The sequence below is a fragment of the Marisediminitalea lipolytica genome (assembly GCF_001758465.1).
GTDB classification, from domain to species: Bacteria; Pseudomonadota; Gammaproteobacteria; order Enterobacterales; family Alteromonadaceae; genus Alteromonas; species Alteromonas lipolytica.
Genome location: NZ_MJIC01000014.1, coordinates 125,062 through 143,231, shown reverse-complemented (window position 1 = coordinate 143,231; position 18,170 = coordinate 125,062). Strand labels below are relative to the sequence as shown.

Sequence of the window (18,170 nt, the reverse complement as noted above, 5' to 3'; positions counted from 1 at the left end):
TCACAGGAAAAGTCTCATTAGAAATCGTAACGATAAGTCAGACTAAGACTGGTTCCTTTTGTTTCGGAGCGCAGAAGTACTTCCTCGAATTCCAACTCTTTCTTTTGATCGAAGATATTCTGAACCTTCAATGTGACAGTGGTATTAAAGTCCGGATAGTACTTGTAAACCACGTCAAAAGAATGGAACGGTTGCTCGAAGCTGTCATCAAAGCCATCGATACCCGGGATCAGGATACGCTCACCAAACACGTTATAAACCACAGACGCTGAGTGTTCACCGTTGTCTGAGTCATAACCCAGTTGCGTGTTAACTACGTACTTGGAGTGACCGGTTAAACGACGTGTTGTATGCGTAATGGCCGCAGATACGCCCGTTTGTTCAACGATGTTCTGACGATCCAGCACAATCTCTGAATCACTGATAGTCACGTTACCTGAGACAAACAGATTATCCCAGATACCACCACCAAATACTTCCAGGCCTTGCAGGAATTCGACTTCCACACCATAGACTTCACCGCTTTCAGCGTTAGCGATACGGATTAACGGCGGACCATCCTGAGCAGGTGACTGAACTGATTCAATTGGCGATTCCATGTCTTTATAGAATAAACCTATTGAAAGGTTATTACCTGCTTCACGATACCACTCCCAACGCAGGTCGTAGTTGGTAATCGAGGTTGTTTCCAGACCAGGAGTACCGGCAATCGGGAAGTCAGTTAACGGGTCGATATAGGTCGACGACGACACTTCACGCAAGTCAGGACGAACAACGGTTAAACCAACACTGGCCCGTAACTGCATGTCTTCTTCCAGGAAGTAAGTCACCGCTACGGCAGGATAGAAATCGGCTTCTTCAAACGCTAACTGCGAACGGTCAGCTTCGTCAGATAAGTCAAACTGGTTAGTGCGCGGATCAAGCGGCGCAACCACCTGACGGAAATCTTCCCAACGTACACCACCGGTAAAACGCCACTTATTGTTAAAGAAGAAATCAGCTTCAAAATAATAAGCGTCGATTAACTGAGCAGCCACGTAATCGTCACCCGCGATGGTCGTGTCACGGATCAGCGGACGACTGTTAAACGAAGAGTTCGCCAAAACATCATCAGTAAGGATATCGCCGAAGTTGTTTCCAACTAAGATAGAACGGTCTTCAAAGGCCAGGGTATTTACGTCGAAACGGCGGTTTTCGGCCTGACGGGTTTTATTAATGAAGTCCGCACCGGCTTTAAATTCCATTTCCCAGCGCCCAACTGTCAGCGGGAATGTGAAGTTATAGCCGTAGTTTTCAACGCGGTCATGCAGGTTCTGGAAAGTATAACGACCCGCAGTCTGCGCATCCAGTAAGCGGCTTTCGTTGTCGTAATCAAATACGCCGTCTTCGTTGGCATCAGAAATTACAAAACGGCCTTCCATATTGCCCGGTGCATAACGAACCGAGCGTCCAAGTGAATATTTCCAGTCAAAACCGATAAAATTCCACTCAGGGAAAGTATGCATCCCTTTAATCTGATTGGTATACAGGGTACGTTCTTCGTATTCCACGTCAATGTCACGGATACGTACGCCTTCAGCCACGCTCAGGTTTTCGGTGTTACCGGTTTTAAGACGAATCTCATCGCGGGTATCGTTAAGTACGATCAGGCTGTAATCAACCCGATGGTTACGTTTGTAATCCAGGCCCAGGGTTAGCAGCGTAGACCACTTCGCAGTAGTTTCTGTACTTTGAATATCATCAAAGAAGCGAACCAGCGTGATGCTGTCACCTACCCGGTCCTGCTGTTGCAGCTCATACTGCTCAGAAACACGAGTCTGGTGATCATAACCTAAGGTAAACAGATAACCAGTACGCCAATCGTCGTTAAGATCGTAGCTGTTACCGGCAGTCAGGTTAAAACCGGTGTCGGGCGCAACACTATCGTATTCAGGACCATAGTTACGGTTAACCTGAGAGAACAAATCGACTGCGGTCTGCGGGTCCAGATTATCCAAAAAGTCTTTACTATCCCAGCGTTCCTGTATGGCAGCCGGTACTGCACGGGTACCATCATCACTACCGTACCAGTCGTTACTTCCGCCATCGTAAGCAAGTGCGTCACCGGAATTTTCGGTGTTATAGCCCAGCTTAGCAGACAGATTAAAAATTGATTGAGCAGGAATAGACCGTAAACGCACATCTACGTTACCACCACCAAATGAGGCTGGCATAGAAGGCGAATAGGATTTTTGTACCGACAGACTTTCAATAATGCCCGATGGGAATAAGTCTAACGGAATAACGTTACGCGTTGGATCCGGGCTGGGTACTGTAGTGCCATTCAACTGGGTTGATGAATAACGTTCACCCAAACCACGTACATAAATAAACTTACCGTCAACCAGAGTCAGACCGGTTACACGACGCAGCGCTGAGGCAGCGTCACTGTCACCAGTTCGCGAGATTTGCTCAGCACCCATAATATCCGCAACGAAAGCCTGGTTTTTACGCTCTTGCATTACTGCAGTGGCGGTGCCTTTTAAGCGGGTTCCGGTGGCTACAACTTCTTCAATGGCTTCCTCTTCTGACTGGGCAAATGCCGTAGACAGGGGAGCACATAATGCAGCAACAACGGCCAGGCTGAGTGGTTTTACAAAAAAACCTTTCGCCGGTGTGTTCATGATAAAAAACCTCATTGCAAGCTAATTTTACTTCGACGCAAAAAAAAAGACGTCTTATACAAGCTTAAAAGCAAGCACGCCACTAAAATGTAACGCGCTTGCCCATTTTTTTACTTAAAGATGTCCTGAGTGATTACTCAAGACCAACTGTCCAGCCCGCAGTCCAGTCGTTATCGGCATCTTTAACTGCACCGATAAAGTCAACTGACAGGAAGAAGCTATCCATGGCAGCAACATCGGCAGGTGCTGTAGCATCTACAGTGTAGATACCGTCCAGAACAGTCGCCGTGTTATCCAGCAGGCTGTTACCCGCTTGCGCAGTGAACCATGCAGTCTGGTCGAAAGTACCGGTGTCTCTGATGTTTTCTGAACATGCCAGTACTGAGTTACTGAAGGTCAGCTGTGGCGTGTTAGTTCCATCCATGTTGGCTTCAAGCGTGGTGTCACCATCGCTTAAGTCAGCTTCGAAACACTCACCCATTTCAGCAGGGCCAGTAACAATGATGTTGAACAGCTGAGCGTTAGTCTGGTCACGCAGTAAGATACCTTCTGAATCAGCATCAGCAGTATCGAAAGTGTTACCAATAACGGTCATGTTAGCTACCATTGGGTTAGAGAACTCAGTGCCGCTACCGCCGTCACCGTCACCTTCAATTGCGCGGTTAGCATCTGAGTTATCATCAGCGTGCTTAACCAGTACGAATTGCAGTTTACCCTGGAAACCGTTATCCCAGTCTACTGAGTCATCCTGTACGCCAGTGAAAGCTAAGTACTTAGCGTTAACTGCACCACCGAAGAACTCAACACCGTCATCCGCGTTTTTGTGTACCTGTACGTACTCAACCGTGGTACCAGAACCGACACCACCAAAAGTAATACCGTTTAATTCGTTATCCGGGGCGATTTCGTAACCGCCGTGCATCACACGTACATAACGCAGCGTACCTGAGTTATCTTCGTTGTCGTTACCACCGAATACAGCACCTTCCTGAGCACCTTCAACTTGCAGTGCACACTCAGAACCGTCTTGTGGACACTTGGTAGAGTAAGCGTTACCCAGAATAATCATACCGCCCCACTGACCAGCAGAACCAGCATCCAGGCCACCAAGAACGTGGTCACGTGAAGTGAAAGTGATTGGGTCAGCAGCTGTACCGCTGGCCATGATTTGCGAACCACGGCTTACTACCAGGTAATCGTTACCAGAGTTGCCGTAAACAGTTACACCCGGCTCAACAGTCAGCACTGCACTGTCTTCATTGTCGCCACCGACGAATACTGCACCAGACAGTGCGTAGTAGTTACCCGCAGTCAGAGTCAGATCAGAAGTGATGGTGCCAGAAATTTCACACGTAGTTGTTGAACCATCAATGTCAGTGATAGTGGTGGTACCAGTTGGGCAGCCAGAACGGGTTTGTGCCAGTTCGATGTTACCGCCACCAAAACCAAAGGCCCAACCCTGACGCCAATCGTCAGCACCAACAGCGCCAATGAAGGTCGTTGCGTCGAAGAACGTATCAACCTGGCTAGCGTCAGTACCCGCAGTCAGCATGGCGCTTTCAGACGTTAAGCTACCGTCGATGTTCAGACCCAGGTTAGCGCGGTCTTCAAAGGCGATAAGCTGGTTGCCTTCCTGACCTGTGAACCAGGCTTCCAGGTCAACATCACCGTCAGCCATTTTGAAAGGCTCGCTACAAGCAATTGCAGAGTAAGTGATAGTCAGGTCGCCGTCGCTCAGGTTGCCCTGAACAGTTTCGTCAGAATCCATTTCCAGACACTCGCCCATTGCTTCAGGACCAGTTACCAGCAGGTTCATGATGTGAGCGCCGGTTTGGTCACGCAGTAACAGACCTTCAGAGTCAGCATCTTCGGTGTCGAAAGTGTTACCAACAACAGTCATGTTAGAGATAGTAGGTAAAGAGAATGCAGTGCCGTCACCGCCGTCACCGTCACCTTCGATACCACGGTTGGCATCACTGTTATCTGCAGCGTGAGCAACATAAACATATTGCAGACGACCATTGTAGCCGTTATCCCAGTCTACAGAGTCATCCTGGTTGCCAGTTAACACTAAGTGCTTAACGTCAACTGAACCACCGAAGAATTCAACACCATCGTCAGCGTTAGCGTGAACCTGAACGTAGTCGATTTCAGTACCAGAACCTACACCACCAAAAGTGATACCGTTTAATTCGTTATCCGGAGCAACTTCGTAACCCGCGTACTTAACTACTAAGTAGTTGATAGTACCTGAACTGTCAGCAGCGTCTGTACCACCGAAAACTGCACCTTCTTCTGCACCTTCAACCTGAAGTGCGCAGTCAGAGCCGTCTTGTGGACATTTAGTAGAAGGTGCGTTACCTAACAGTACAACACCACCCCATTGACCAGCGCCCACTTCATCACCAACAACGTCGTTGTAAGAAGTCATGATTACTGGTGCAGAAGCAGTACCGTTCACTTCGATTTGTGAATCACGGCTAACTACCAGGTAATCAGCGCCGCGGCTACCGAAGATGATAGTACCTTCTTCGATTTCCAGAGTTACGCTGTTTTCTTTATCGCCACCAACGAATACCGGACCATCAAGCGCCCATACAGTATCGTTAGTCAGTACAACATTACCGTTGTCACCGGCGTCAGCGTCAGTTAAACGGCCAGAAAGAACACGTACAGAAACATCAGTTCCGAAAGCAGCTGTCAGAGCACTACTTAAAGAAGCACTTGCTTCACCAGGCAGTTCTTCGGCTGGCGTTTCTGTACCGCCGCCAGTAGAACCAGAATCACCGTAGTTATTGGTTACAGATGAGCTGTTGTCGATGTCGCCTTCAGAAATGTTGATGTCACCGCCACAGCCGGCCAGGGCGAGTGCGGCAGCAATTGCAGAAGCTTGAAATAACTGCTTAAGTTCCATGCGTGTCTCCAGATGAGCATTTTATAATATGGATTAAAAACGCGAGCAGGTTACCTAAGCTAAATGACAGATTTGTTACATTACAGGACCGTAACAAAACTTTAATAAAACTTTACTGGTGAATACTAGACTAAATGATAAGTTGCGACTATAGCATGGTTGTTTTTTCACCAACCAGGCGTAACTGGAGCTTCAACATATCTTGTCGAATCGGAAAATACCCGTCACGCTCCACCTGTTGTTGCCCTCTGGCAGACAACACATAGCGCAGAAATTCGCGCTCAAGTTTGGGCAATGGCTCACCCGGCGCTTTATTGACTACCAGATACAAAAACCGCGAAAACGGATAGCTTTCGTTTTGCACCGTTTCACTGGTAAGGGGGATTAGGGTGTTCGCTGTATTGCCCAACGGCAGCGCTCTGACGCCGGCAGTTCGGTAACCGTAGGCCGCGTAGCCCATCCCCCCTTTGCTGGACGCCACCGACAGTACCACCGAAGCAGAACCCGGTTGTTCGTTGACAGACTTGGTAAAATCACCATCGCACAGGGCCATAATTTTAAACAACCCGTAAGTACCTGATACCGAATTGCGGCTAAACAAACGGATGGGGGCGGTTTGCCCGTAATAACCTATGCCCAGTTGCGACCAGCGGGTTATACGTTCCTCTCCACCGCAGTAGCGGGTAGCCGAAAATATCGAGTCTACCTGTTTTAAGGTCAGTCCTGGTAACGGGTTACTGCGCTCAACAAAAATGGCAATGGCATCGATAGCCACTTTAATAACAGTTGGCGGATAACCGTGGGCCTGAATAAAGGCGCGTCGTTCGCTGGGTTTTAAATCCCGGCTCATCGGGCCAATAGTAGCGGTGCCTTCGGTGAGCGCAGGTGGCGCAGTAGAAGAACCCGACGCCTGAATTTGAAAGGTCACATCCGGATAAAGTGTCTTAAATTCCTGCGACCATAAGGTCATCAGATTAGCCAGCGTGTCTGAGCCTACCGAAGTAATGTTGCCTGCCACACCGGGTTTACGTTCAAAGCCTTCATCATTGGCATACGCGTTGATGCTAACGCCGACAAACAGCAAAAAAATGAATAACCTTTGCATCTTACTCCTGGCTGGCAATCATCTCGGCGTCAAACTCAAAGAAGAACTGACTGCCCTCGCCTACCTGACTGGTGATTTGTAGTTTTGAATTATGATGACTGAGCACGTGTTTTACAATGGACAAACCTAATCCCGACCCGCCTGTTTTACGGGAACGCGCTTTATCAACTCGGTAAAAACGTTCGGTCAGGCGCGACAAGTGCCGCTGTTCAATACCATCACCATTATCTTTTACTGCAAAGCGAACACCTGTTTTGGTTAATTCCCAGTAGACATCAATGCAGCCATGATCAGGGGTATAGTTGATGGCATTAAAAATAAGATTGGAGCAGGCACTGCGTAATTCGGTTTCGATACCGTAAATACGAATCCCCGGAGTTAGGTGAAACTCGATAGTATGGTGCTTGTCTTTATTCAGCGCGTCCGCTTCAATTTTTACCTGGGTCAGCATGGCAGCCATGTCCACGGTATTTTCGTAGACCCGTTCTGAGCTGGCCTCAATGCGCGACAACACCAGCAAATCTTCAATCAGACTCTGCATCCGCTGGGTCTGGGTACTCATTTCCATGTATGCTTTTTTCACAAACGGATTAAGCTGGTCATCGGCATCCGGCAAAATTTCCAGGTAACCATTGATGACCGTCAGCGGTGTACGCAGCTCGTGGGAAACGTTGGCCACAAAATCCTTTCGCATTTCTTCTAATTGGGATAAGCGCGTAACATCGCGGGCAATCAGCAGTAAATGTTCTTCGCCGTAGGGCATAATCCGGTATTCAAAGGATTTAAGCGGATTGAGCGGCGAGGGAACTTCTATAGGATAGTGGTACTTCCCTGCATGAAAGTACTCAATAAATTCGGGATGACGTATCAGATTATCCAGTCGTCTGCCTGCATCGGAAGGCCAGCGTAACCCCAGTTCCAGCCGGGCCAGACGGTTACACCAGATAATACAGGCTTTGGAATCGACCACCACAGCAGCATCGGGAAGCGCTTCAGCCCCTTCGCGAAACCGCTTTACCAGGGCACCAAGCTCCTTGCGTTTATTGCGGTTGCGCCGCTGCAGGTAATATATCCCTTCGTAAATGTGCTCCCACAAACCACTTACGGAAGGCGGCGACATTTTACGACTATGCCATAACCAGCGGTTAAGCTTAAACAGCTGCCAGTAATTAGCCAGCAGCAAGCCCATGGCGCCCAGGGCCACTGCCAGCAACATATCTTCCAGATACCAGCCGACCAGAGCAAAGACAATTAAAAATAAAATGAGTCGCGCGACTGACTTGATCCACGAAAAGGGGTAGTACATCCAGGTTGTTCCTTTATTGCGCGCTGACTAATGGGGCAGATGATACCTACCCCATTATGAAAGTAAAATTAAAGCTTAGTGGAAAAGCGATAACCTGCGCCTCTGACGGTTTGGATCATGGCGTCATGTCCCTGACCGCCAATTGCTTTACGCAAACGTCGAATGTGCACATCAACCGTGCGGTCTTCAACATACACGTTGGTGCCCCACACGTTATCGAGTAACTGTTCACGGCTGTATACACGCTCTGGGTGAGTCATAAAGAAGTGCAACAGTTTGTATTCTGTCGGCCCCATATCCAGTGCTTCGTCATTAGCCATAACGCGATGGGAAATTGGCTCAAGTTTCAGACCGTTAAATTCGATAGGCTGTTCATTTGATGTAGGCGTTACCCGACGCATTACTGCTTTAATGCGGGCTACCAACTCTTTCGGTGAGAATGGCTTGGTGATGTAATCATCTGCACCGGCATCCAGACCACGAATCTTGTCGTCTTCTTCGCCACGGGCGGTTAACATAATTACCGGGATATCCCGGGTAAATTCGTGCTGCTTCAGACTTTTGGCCAGCTGCACACCGCTGCCGCCTGGCAACATCCAGTCCAGCAATATTAAATCAGGATAAGGCTCAACCAGCTTTTGTTGCGCAATATCGTAATCTTCTGCTTCAATAGTCTCGAATCCGGACTGTTCCAGCACAAAGGTTAGCATGTCGCGAATTGGCGCTTCATCTTCTACCAACAAGACTCTTCTAGACATTGATTTCTTCCAGCTCATAACAAAACGCCGCTATTATTATCAGGGTGTGTGACAATTTTATTAAACGATTACATTATTATGTCAAGTTTATGAAACTGTTATCCGATATATACGTTATTAACCAGGCTAAATTGCCAGAAAAGCAGCGTTAAAAGCAATGCAGCGCTAAAAAAGCCAAATTTTCAACTTATTGCATTATGAACTTTTTGTGAATCGCGTATATGCTTAAGAACTCGTGCTAAGAACTTGTCTATTCAGCGATTAACACATATTCTTGAAAGAGTGTAAAAACTCATCAGTATTATTATATAGGTATCAGATGGCGTCGGTTCAGACAGGATTGTCGAGAAAACTGCTCACAAGGGTGTTATCAGTCTATTTTTTTCTGACATTCATTGTGACGATTGGCCAGATTTTTACTGAATACCTCAGCACCAAAAGCCACATTGAATCTGAACTACAAACCCTGAAAAATACCTTTTCAACCAGTCTGACCCGCGCGATCTGGGAAGTAAACCTGCCGCAGGCACAGTCTATTGCCGAAGGCCTGATGGAACTGCCCATTGTGACAGGCGTTCAGATTCGTGATGAAAACGGCGATTACATTGCCGATTTGGGTGTAACGATTGCGCAGATTCGCGCCCCGATTACCAGTGGCGAACTGGAAGATCACGATGGCGGCTTATTCAGTTACAGCTTTCCGCTGGTGTTTGAGTTTTCTAACCGAGCCTCAACCGTTGGCGATGTCACCCTGTACTCCAATTTTGACATTATCTTTGGTCGAATCGAAGTGGGTATTTTCTTTTTGGTGGGTAATGCCATTGTTAAAACTGCATTTTTAGTCTTTCTGTTTATGACCGCGTTCAGAAGAATGTTGTCGGATCCGTTAATGGAAGTGACTCAGAAAATGAGCGCGTTTAATCCGGACAACCCCGAAAAGTCTAAGATTTACCTTCATCTGGAGGAAGAAAATGAATTACGTTTGCTGCAATACTCTTACAACCAGGTTATCGACGACCTGATTGTTTCCCAACAACAGCTACGCAACACCCAGAGCGAACTGCAGCGGGTAAATAAAAAACTGGATGACCAAAACCTGTTACTAGAGCAGGAAGTAGCCAAGAAAACCGCCTCATTAAGCCAGATTATGCTTGATCTTGAGCGTCAGAAAGACGAACTGATTGCTAATCAGCGCGAGCTGCGTCAGGAAAACGAAAACCGCCAGTACATCGAAAACGTGTTACGGGAAAAGAATAGCGAACTGGCGCAATCTATGGAAAACCTCAAGCTGGCGCAGGACCAACTGCTGGAATCTGAACGAATGGCCTCTCTTGGTGGTCTGGTTGCCGGTATTGCCCATGACGTAAATACCCCGCTGGGCGTTGGTGTTACCGCAGCCAGCTTTTTAAATGAACGTCTGGTGGAAATCAGAAAAGACTATGACAACAAGTCGCTAACAAATAACACCATGGCCTCGTTTTTAGATGAAGCCGAACAGACCACCAGCTTATTATTAACCAATTTGCACCGTGCCTCTGATCTGATTACCAGCTTTAAGCAGGTAGCGGTAGACCAAACCAGCGAAGCAGAGCGGGTGTTTAATTTAAACAACTATCTGCGCGAAATTTTGCAGTCGCTGGGGCCAACGTTTAAGCATACTAAACACGAAGTCAGCATTAGTTGTCCCGAAGATCTGTTTATTTGCTCTGCACCAGGCATTATTGCACAAATCATTACCAACATGATTATGAATTCCATTATCCATGGATTTGAAAATAAAAGTGATGGTCACATTGTTATCGAAGTGAAGCGGGATAAGGAAGATGTTCTGTTGAACTATCAGGACGACGGTGCGGGTATGACCGCCGATCAGCTCAGCCAGTTATTTGATGCTTTCTTTACCACCAAACGCGGAGAAGGCGGTAGCGGACTGGGTACACACATTATGTATAACCTGGTTACCCAGGCGCTGGATGGCAATATCGAAGCCTTTAGTGAGCCGGGTAAAGGCTTGCGCTACGAAATCCGCTTCCCGGCCCGGACTTAATCACCCACAGCAGTTGCGCGCTTATTAATGCGCTGTTACCCTTTTCGCCCTTTTTTACAGACAGATCTTCACTATGTGGTTTAAAAATATAAAGGCCTATCGGCTAACCCAACCGCTATCGTTAAATGATGACGATTTGCAAACCGCGCTGAACGAAGTGGCTTTTCGCCCTTGCGGCAGCCAGGAAAGTGCCACCATGGGTTTTGTTTCCCCATTACATGACGCTGGCCAGCATTCACTGCTGTTTCATCAGTCTCAGCTTCGTTACTGGATCACGTTAAAAAAACAGGAACGCCTATTGCCGTCTTCTGTGGTGAACTCAGAGCTGGCGGATAAAGTTGCGCATATCGAGGCGGAAACCGGTTCACCGGTAGGCAAAAAAGCGCAGTCGGATCTTAAGCAGGAAATTATCACCCGCTTATTGCCACAGGCGTTTCTTAAAAATACCTATACCAACGGTTATATTTCTATTCCGGATAATCTGGTGATCGTTGATGCCAGCGCGGATGGTAAAGCCGAAGCGTTTTTGGCCATGGTACGCAAAGCACTGGGGTCATTACCGGTAGTACCGCTGGTCAGACACAGCCTGCAAAGCGAACTGACCCACTGGTTAACCGATAAGCCACCAGCCAAAATCGAGTTGCTCGAAGAAGCCGAGTTTAAATCCACCGATGAAACGGCCAGTGTTATCCGTTGTAAAAACCAGCCATTAGACAGTGAAGAAATTCAACTGCATCTGGATGCCGGCAAACTGGTGCAGAAAGTTGCATTTGAGTTTGATGAAACTCTCGAAGCAATTATTCAGGAAGACGGCTCGATAAAACGGATGAAGTTTACCGACCGTATTAAAGAAGAAACTCAGGATATCCCGAAAGATCAGGTCGCGGCCCGCCTTGACGCGGAATTTAGCCTGATGTCTGCCGAGTTATGCGCGTTTGTGAATTTCCTCAGCGAAGCATTAAATCTCGACAAAGACGCATAAGCCTTTGCTGCCGGTACCGCCAGCTCTGTTTTACAGACCAGGGCATACCGGCTTTATTTCCCCCGGCTCCTTTACCTTTTATGACTCTGTAAGCGGATAATAAATGACATCGATAAAGCGTGTTTCGCCACTACAGTCTTCGTATGCATGAGGCTGATCGGCGTAAAACCGGCAGCTATCGCCACCTTTAAGCTCATGCCAACGCCCATCAAAATAAAGTCTGAGTGCCCCGCTCTGCACCACAATGTGCTCCTGAACGCCAACGCTATGTGGTTCTGACCATTGGCAATGATGCTGACTAATGGTGAGTTCGAACATCTCCAGGCGGGTGTGGGGATCAAACCGGAACAAGGTTTTGACTTTAAAAAAATCATCCCCTTTTACTGGTTTTTCACTTTGTTTAACACTTACCGGACTATCACTGTCTTCAATCAAATCAGAGAAAGAGCACGAAAGGCCGGTTGCGATTTTCCAGAGGGTTGCCACCGTTGGACTGGACTCCTGCCTTTCGATCTGTCCCAGCATTGCCTTAGAGACCCCGGATGCGGCAGATAATCGGTCTAAACTCCACCCCAATAACGCTCGGCGTTGTTTAATTTGTCCGGCAATCTGCTGACTCACGTTTTCGTTCATGATGCTGTATCTGTATGGCCTGGCTGACTTAATCCGCACGGTTTTCGTTGCGGTGGATTTTATCATTGTACGCTATAACGCACAGTGTTACACTCCCGTACGTTATAACGCACAAACATCCATAAGGCAATTCATCATGAGCAAGGCCCTGCCCCTTCAGCTAAGTCATATCGCCGCGGGCTTTACCGCCGTTGTTGTTGGTTACAGCAGCTCGGTTGTTATTGTCATTGAAGCCGCCAGGCAGTCCGGAGCCTCAGAATCACAGTTAATCAGCTGGTTACTTATACTCGGCCTGATTATGGGCCTGAGTTGTGCGTTTTTTTCGTGGAAATTTAAAATGCCCATTATTACCGCTTGGTCAACTCCGGGCGCGGTATTTTTAATTTCTACCGCCGGAGACTTTTCCCTGGCCGAGGTAACCGGCGCATTTTTGTTTGCCGGCTTGCTGAGCCTGGCAGCAGCTCGAAGTCGTTTGTTAATGCGTGGTATCGAACGTATTCCACCCGCACTGGCAGCGGCAATGCTGGCCGGTATTCTGTTGCCCTACTGTCTTGGCGTATTTAGCAGTGCTCAGCAAAACCCGCTGCTAAGCGTGTGTTTTATCGCGATCTATTTATTAGGCAGTCGCTGGTTTCCCCGCTATTTAATGCTGGTGTTACTGGTAGTGGCTGCCATCGCCGCGATGGCACTGGCTGGAGACGCACGGGAGCCGTTGCGTTTTTCACTCCCCAGCCTGGAATGGGTTATGCCAGCCGTTAATCTTCAAGCCATGCTAAGCATTGGTTTTCCGTTATTCCTTATCACAACCCTTTCACAAAACCTGCCGGGAATAAGCATTCAGCACAGTCATAACTACCAGCCGGACAATCGTTTTATATTAACGGGCATTGCACTGCTGCAATTACTTAGCGCCCCCTTTGGCGGTTTTATGATTAACCTTGCCGCCATTACGGCGGCGATATGCATGGCGGACAATGTTGATGAGGACCCGGCGAAGCGGTATCTTGCGGGTATTGCCGCCGGTGTCGGTTATTTGTTGGCGGGGTTATTTGCCGTTACTATTGCGCTTATATTCACCCAGATGCCTGCGGTAGTGACCAGCCTGCTGGCCGGCATAGCGCTGCTCTCCACGTTACAAAACAGTTTACTTCGTAGTCTGGCCGATGAGCCTTTCCGACAAGGCGCGTTGCTCACTTTGTTGTGCAGCGCATCCGGCCTGAGTCTGGCTGGCATTAGTGCGCCGGTCTGGGGATTACTGGCAGGCCTGGTAACGCTATGGTTACATCCGCATTGGAAGCAATTAGCGAAAGCCGGATAAAAAAAAGCCGGTGTGTTCACCGGCATTTCAAATTTCAGTAAAAATCAGGCAAACACCTGTTTTGCTGCCGCACACATTTCAGCAAACTCATCCGACAACAGTGAATTAATATCTGCCACCACACCACGCTGAATAGCCAGGTTTAAGATAGCGTCTTTCTGACCGTCAATCTGACCCGCCAAAGCGGCGCCAATACGCACAAAATCAATGTAGCCAATCTTTTGTGGCAAGTACGACAAATCATGCCAACGCTCAGCCACGGTAACGAAATCTTCGCCAAACTCCCAGCTGCGCATAATGCTGCCGCCTACGCGCGGTGCCAGTTTATCAATCGCATCATCCAGAAACGTCGGACTGGCAAACACTTCTACGTGGCGCTCGGCTTCCGTTAGAATAGGCAACACACCAATGCTGTGGATAAGGGCCATCAGCGTCATGGTATCAATACTGAGTTCCCGCTTTCTGGTTTCGGTTATGTAGAGTTGCAAGGCGGCCATGGAGTTAGCAACCACATTAATGGTGTTTGCCCACTCTTTTTTCATGTACTCGCCGACCAGATCGTTTTTCGACACGAACAGCTGCTCCATGGCCAACGCCGTGGCAATATTTTTAATCTGACGTAAACCAATTCGCGTAACCGCTTGCCCAATAGAGTTGACCTTTACCGCTCGCCCCATGTAAGCACTGTTAGATATTTTAATCATTCGCGCGCTGAGAGAGGGATCCTGGCCGATAACTTCTCCCATATCCTGCAGGTTGATGTCCGGATCATCAGCCGCTTTTCTGACTTTTAGCGCTACCGCAGGCAGCGTTGGCAACACCAGTGTGTCGTTTTTAATCTTTTCAACCAGAATGGTAAGTAGCGCATTTTGTGTGGACATATTCCTACCTTTGTCGATGACCCGTATATAATCGCAGCGGTTGTGATACCAGTAAAGAGCACGCTGCCAGATAAATTAAGAGAACCTATTTGTTGCAGATAGCGTTAAATTTTATATCAGTACACCAATAACATAGCTCAACTTTTGGTGTTTCGACCACTCCACCCCAAAAAAATACAAAAATAATTTTTCGGACCGCGGCAACAAGGCTCTATGCCATTAAATTGAGTATAGCATCTGCTACCACGCTTGGTTATGCTTACTGTTGTTATTCACTTGGTTGGATCAATACGCAGGTATCAACTTCTCAGTTTTGACCCTTCGATCAGGCTTATAAAACAATAATTTTCAATAAACGACGGACAACTCATAATGCGCAAAGTTTTACGCCATACATTTGCCTTTTCGGCACTGGCCACCGCACTATTACTTACCGGTTGCAGCGAAGCTCCAACTTCCTCAGCCAAAAGCGAAGACACGTCACCAGCACTGCTGACCGAGCAAAGCCGCTTGCACATTTACCATAAGGTTCCGCTAACTGCCGATTTAACCCAGTTAAGCGAAAACCAAAAGCAAATGCTAAGTAAACTTATCGACGCGGCGAAAATCATGGATGACCTGTTTTGGCAGCAGGCATTTTTTGAAGACAAATTAAGTTTTCTGGCCCGCTTTAAGGATCCTGCAGTGCGGGACTTTGCCAACATTAACTATGGCCCCTGGGACCGTCTGAATGGTGACAAACCCTTTTTAAGCGGCTACAGCGAAAAAGCACCGGGTGCTGAATTTTATCCCCACGATATAACCAAAGCCGAATTTGCCAGCGCCGACTTTGCCGATAAAGACGGGCTGTATTCGGTTGTTGAACGCAATGATAAAGGCGAATTAACCGCCATTCCCTATTCGCAAAAGTATCAGGCTGAACTGTCAGCCGCCGCCAGTTTGCTGACCGAAGCCGCGGCACTGGCCGATAACGCAACTTTTGCTGAGTATTTAAAACTGCGCGCCAGTGCCTTGTTAAGCAATGATTATTACCCCTCGGACATGGCCTGGATGGACATGAAAACCAATCCGGTAGAACTGGTCATTGGCCCAATCGAAACCTATGAAGACCAGCTGTTTGGTTATCGGGCTGCGTTTGAAGCCTACGTGCTGATTAAAGACATGGCCTGGAGTGAGCGCCTGGCCAAATATGCGCAATTCTTACCTGAGCTACAACGCGGTTTACCGGTAGACGATGCCTATAAACAGGAAACTCCGGGGTCGGATGCAGATTTAAATGCCTATGATGTGATTTATTACGCCGGGCATTCAAATGCCGGCAGTAAAACCATTGCTATTAACCTGCCTAATGATGAACGGGTGCAACTGGCTAAAGGTACCCGCCGCCTGCAGCTTAAAAATGCCATGCAGGCCAAGTTTGAGCATATCTTACAACCTATAGCTGAAGTACTCATTGCACCACAGCAGCGTGAGCACATTACTTTTAACGCGTTTTTTGCCAACACAATGTTTCACGAAGTGGCGCACGGCTTAGGCATTAAAAATACCATTACCGATAATGGTACCGTTCGCGGCGCACTTAAAGAACATGCCTCCGCGCTGGAAGAAGGCAAAGCGGATATCCTCGGCTTATATATGGTGCAGAGCCTGCTGGAAAAAGGCGAAATTACCGAAGGTACCCTGCAAGACTACTACGTGACCTTTATGGCTGGCATTTTCCGCTCAGTTCGTTTTGGCGCCAGCTCCGCTCACGGCAAAGCTAATATGATTCGGTTTAACTACTTTGCCACCATGGGCGCATTCGACCGCAATAAAGACGGCTTGTACAGCGTTAATATGGATAAAATGTCGGCAGCGGTAGCGTCCTTATCTGAACTTATTCTGACGCTGCAAGGCGATGGCGACTACAACGGTGTGGCTAAACTGGTTGCCGATATGGGTGTTATCAAACCGCAGTTAGAAGCGGATCTAGCGCGCCTCAAGGCCGCCAGCATTCCTGTTGATATTGAGTTTGAACAGGGAAAAGCGCAACTGGGCTTGTAAGAAAAAGTACCAGCGAAATTCCCCTCATTCCGTCATCCGCGCAAACTCTGAGCGGGGATCTCCTGAACAGGCTGGCTGATGGTTATTTTAAGCCCACGATACCATGCAAGGGGGTCCCGGATAATTGCTGTGCAATTTCCGGGAAGACAGGTAGTGATGAGCGAACCTTACTCAGGCTGAAATAGCAACGATGCCGCCTCACTCCGTCATCCCCGCATGCTTCTGGCGGGGATCTCCTGAACAGGTTGGCTGATGGTTATTTTAAGCCCACGATATCATGCAAGGGGATCCCGGATAATTGCTGTGCAATTTCCGGGAAGACAGGTAGTGATGAGCGAACCTTACTCAGGCTGAAATAGCAACGATGCCGCCTCACTCCGTCATCCCCGCATGCTTCTGGCGGGGATCTCCTGAACAGGCTGGCGGGTTGTTATTTTAAGCCCACGATATCATGCAAGGGGATCCCGGATAATTGCTGTGCAATTTCCGGGAAGACAGGTAGTGATGAGCGAACCCTACTCAGGCCGAATTACCATCGATGCCGCCCCAATCCGTTGCGAGTTAGTTGATTTATCAGGTGATGTCTAAACAACCTGCTTTTTTATTTAGTTCTTTGTATCGCGAAGTTCCCTCACTCCGTCATCCCCGCATGCTTCTGGCGGGGATCTCCTGAACAGGCTGGCGGGTTGTTATTTTAAGCCCACGATATCCTGCAAGGGGATCCCGGATAATTGCTGTGCAATTTCCGGGAAGACAGGTAGTGATAAGCGAACCCTACTCAGGCCGAATTACCGTCGATACCGCCCCAATCCGTTGCGAGTTAGTTGATTTATCCGGTGATGTCTAAACAACCTGCTTTTTATTTGGTTCTTTGTATCGCGAAGTTCCCTCACTCCGTCATCCCCGCATGCTTCTGGCGGGGATCTCCTGAACAGGCTGGCCGGTTGTCAATTTAAGCCCTCGATACCATGCAAGGAGGTCCTGGTCTTCGCGCAGCGAAACGGGATGACACTATGACCCAGGACAGGCCCGATGGGTCTTCCGGGGATAAAATAAATGATGATTTTGAGCAGAAAAACTGTTCAGGGGATCCCGGATAGCGCCTGTGGCGCTTCCGGGATAACAAAAAGCGTAAGCTTTTTGTTATTCCAGATGTTTTGGTTTATCTGTGTATGGCGGCCAACCCATTAACTTGCCTGCCAGTACATGCAGATGGATGTGATACACCGTTTGCCCACCAAACTCGTTACAGTTCATCACTGCACGATACCCTTCATGAGCAAAACCCAGCTCACTGGCCAGTTTGGCCGCCACGGTATATAAGTGGCCCACCAGGGCTTCATCTTCTTCGGTTATATCATTGATGGTAGCAATTTGCTTTTTAGGGATAACCAAAAAGTGAATCGGTGCCTGTGGATTAATGTCCTTAAACGCTAACGCTTTGTCGTCTTCGTAAAGAATTTCGGCGGGGATCGACTTATCGATAATTTTGTCAAAAATGGTTTCGGCCATTACAAATC

Annotated in this window: 12 protein-coding genes; 4 read left to right on the top strand and 8 right to left on the bottom strand. The window is 48.1% G+C overall.

Going from position 1 to position 18,170, the window contains the following annotated elements; all coding sequences use genetic code 11:
- Positions 1-17: 17 nt before the first annotated feature.
- From BFC17_RS11675 to phoB, 5 genes are all read right to left on the bottom strand, one after another.
- Positions 18-2,663: a TonB-dependent receptor domain-containing protein gene (locus BFC17_RS11675; protein ID WP_070176662.1), complete on the bottom strand. Its 2,646-nt coding sequence runs from the start codon at positions 2,661-2,663 to the stop codon at positions 18-20.
- 133 nt (positions 2,664-2,796) lie between these two features.
- Positions 2,797-5,577: a hypothetical protein gene (locus tag BFC17_RS11670; RefSeq protein WP_070176661.1), complete on the bottom strand. Its 2,781-nt coding sequence runs from the start codon at positions 5,575-5,577 to the stop codon at positions 2,797-2,799.
- Positions 5,578-5,725: 148 nt separating this feature from the next.
- Positions 5,726-6,682, bottom strand: a complete 957-nt coding sequence (locus BFC17_RS11665) for a PstS family phosphate ABC transporter substrate-binding protein (RefSeq protein WP_070176660.1) — start codon at positions 6,680-6,682, stop codon at positions 5,726-5,728.
- 1 nt (position 6,683) lies between these two features.
- Positions 6,684-7,988, bottom strand: a complete 1,305-nt coding sequence (phoR, locus tag BFC17_RS11660; RefSeq protein WP_070176659.1) for a phosphate regulon sensor histidine kinase PhoR — start codon at positions 7,986-7,988, stop codon at positions 6,684-6,686.
- A gap of 68 nt (positions 7,989-8,056) precedes the next feature.
- On the bottom strand, positions 8,057-8,746 hold the full coding sequence (phoB, locus tag BFC17_RS11655; RefSeq protein WP_070176658.1) for a phosphate regulon transcriptional regulator PhoB: 690 nt from the start codon (positions 8,744-8,746) through the stop codon (positions 8,057-8,059).
- A 319-nt stretch (positions 8,747-9,065) separates the two neighbouring features.
- Between phoB and BFC17_RS11650 the strand changes: the two genes are divergently transcribed.
- Positions 9,066-10,793: a sensor histidine kinase gene (locus BFC17_RS11650; RefSeq protein ID WP_070176657.1), complete on the top strand. Its 1,728-nt coding sequence runs from the start codon at positions 9,066-9,068 to the stop codon at positions 10,791-10,793.
- Positions 10,794-10,866: 73 nt separating this feature from the next.
- Positions 10,867-11,775, top strand: coding sequence for a recombination-associated protein RdgC (gene rdgC / locus BFC17_RS11645; RefSeq protein WP_070176656.1), 909 nt, complete (start codon positions 10,867-10,869; stop codon positions 11,773-11,775).
- A gap of 78 nt (positions 11,776-11,853) precedes the next feature.
- Here rdgC and BFC17_RS11640 read toward each other — a convergent pair whose 3' ends face one another.
- Positions 11,854-12,408 carry a helix-turn-helix domain-containing protein gene (locus BFC17_RS11640; protein WP_070176655.1) on the bottom strand — a complete coding sequence of 185 codons (555 nt, stop codon included), beginning with the start codon at positions 12,406-12,408 and terminating at the stop codon, positions 11,854-11,856.
- Positions 12,409-12,544: 136 nt separating this feature from the next.
- On the opposite strand from BFC17_RS11640, the gene BFC17_RS11635 reads away from it, so the two are divergent.
- Positions 12,545-13,726, top strand: a complete 1,182-nt coding sequence (locus BFC17_RS11635; RefSeq protein WP_070177176.1) for a benzoate/H(+) symporter BenE family transporter — start codon at positions 12,545-12,547, stop codon at positions 13,724-13,726.
- Positions 13,727-13,770: 44 nt separating this feature from the next.
- Here BFC17_RS11635 and BFC17_RS11630 read toward each other — a convergent pair whose 3' ends face one another.
- On the bottom strand, positions 13,771-14,607 hold the full coding sequence (locus BFC17_RS11630) for an HDOD domain-containing protein (protein ID WP_070176654.1): 837 nt from the start codon (positions 14,605-14,607) through the stop codon (positions 13,771-13,773).
- A gap of 372 nt (positions 14,608-14,979) precedes the next feature.
- On the opposite strand from BFC17_RS11630, the gene BFC17_RS11625 reads away from it, so the two are divergent.
- Entirely contained in the window at positions 14,980-16,650 is a 1,671-nt protein-coding gene (locus BFC17_RS11625) for a dipeptidyl-peptidase 3 family protein (protein ID WP_070176653.1), read from the top strand.
- Positions 16,651-17,793: 1,143 nt separating this feature from the next.
- On the opposite strand, the gene BFC17_RS11620 is transcribed toward BFC17_RS11625, so the two are convergent.
- Complete coding sequence (locus tag BFC17_RS11620; RefSeq protein ID WP_070176652.1) at positions 17,794-18,162, bottom strand: histidine triad nucleotide-binding protein; 369 nt, start codon at positions 18,160-18,162, stop codon at positions 17,794-17,796.
- Between the last annotated feature and the right edge of the window lie 8 nt (positions 18,163-18,170).

Excerpts from the sequence above, each read along its gene's own strand:
- BFC17_RS11640 (WP_070176655.1), bottom strand. The coding sequence starts at position 12,408 with ATGAACGAAAACGTGAGTCAGCAGATTGCCGGACAAATTAAACAACGC.
- BFC17_RS11630 (WP_070176654.1), bottom strand. The coding sequence starts at position 14,607 with ATGTCCACACAAAATGCGCTACTTACCATTCTGGTTGAAAAGATTAAA.
- phoB (WP_070176658.1), bottom strand. The coding sequence starts at position 8,746 with ATGTCTAGAAGAGTCTTGTTGGTAGAAGATGAAGCGCCAATTCGCGAC.
- phoR (WP_070176659.1), bottom strand. The coding sequence starts at position 7,988 with ATGTACTACCCCTTTTCGTGGATCAAGTCAGTCGCGCGACTCATTTTA.
- BFC17_RS11670 (WP_070176661.1), bottom strand. The coding sequence starts at position 5,577 with ATGGAACTTAAGCAGTTATTTCAAGCTTCTGCAATTGCTGCCGCACTC.
- BFC17_RS11665 (WP_070176660.1), bottom strand. The coding sequence starts at position 6,682 with ATGCAAAGGTTATTCATTTTTTTGCTGTTTGTCGGCGTTAGCATCAAC.
- BFC17_RS11625 (WP_070176653.1), top strand. The coding sequence starts at position 14,980 with ATGCGCAAAGTTTTACGCCATACATTTGCCTTTTCGGCACTGGCCACC.
- BFC17_RS11650 (WP_070176657.1), top strand. The coding sequence starts at position 9,066 with ATGGCGTCGGTTCAGACAGGATTGTCGAGAAAACTGCTCACAAGGGTG.
- rdgC (WP_070176656.1), top strand. The coding sequence starts at position 10,867 with ATGTGGTTTAAAAATATAAAGGCCTATCGGCTAACCCAACCGCTATCG.
- BFC17_RS11635 (WP_070177176.1), top strand. The coding sequence starts at position 12,545 with ATGAGCAAGGCCCTGCCCCTTCAGCTAAGTCATATCGCCGCGGGCTTT.
- BFC17_RS11620 (WP_070176652.1), bottom strand. The coding sequence starts at position 18,162 with ATGGCCGAAACCATTTTTGACAAAATTATCGATAAGTCGATCCCCGCC.
- BFC17_RS11675 (WP_070176662.1), bottom strand. The coding sequence starts at position 2,663 with ATGAACACACCGGCGAAAGGTTTTTTTGTAAAACCACTCAGCCTGGCC.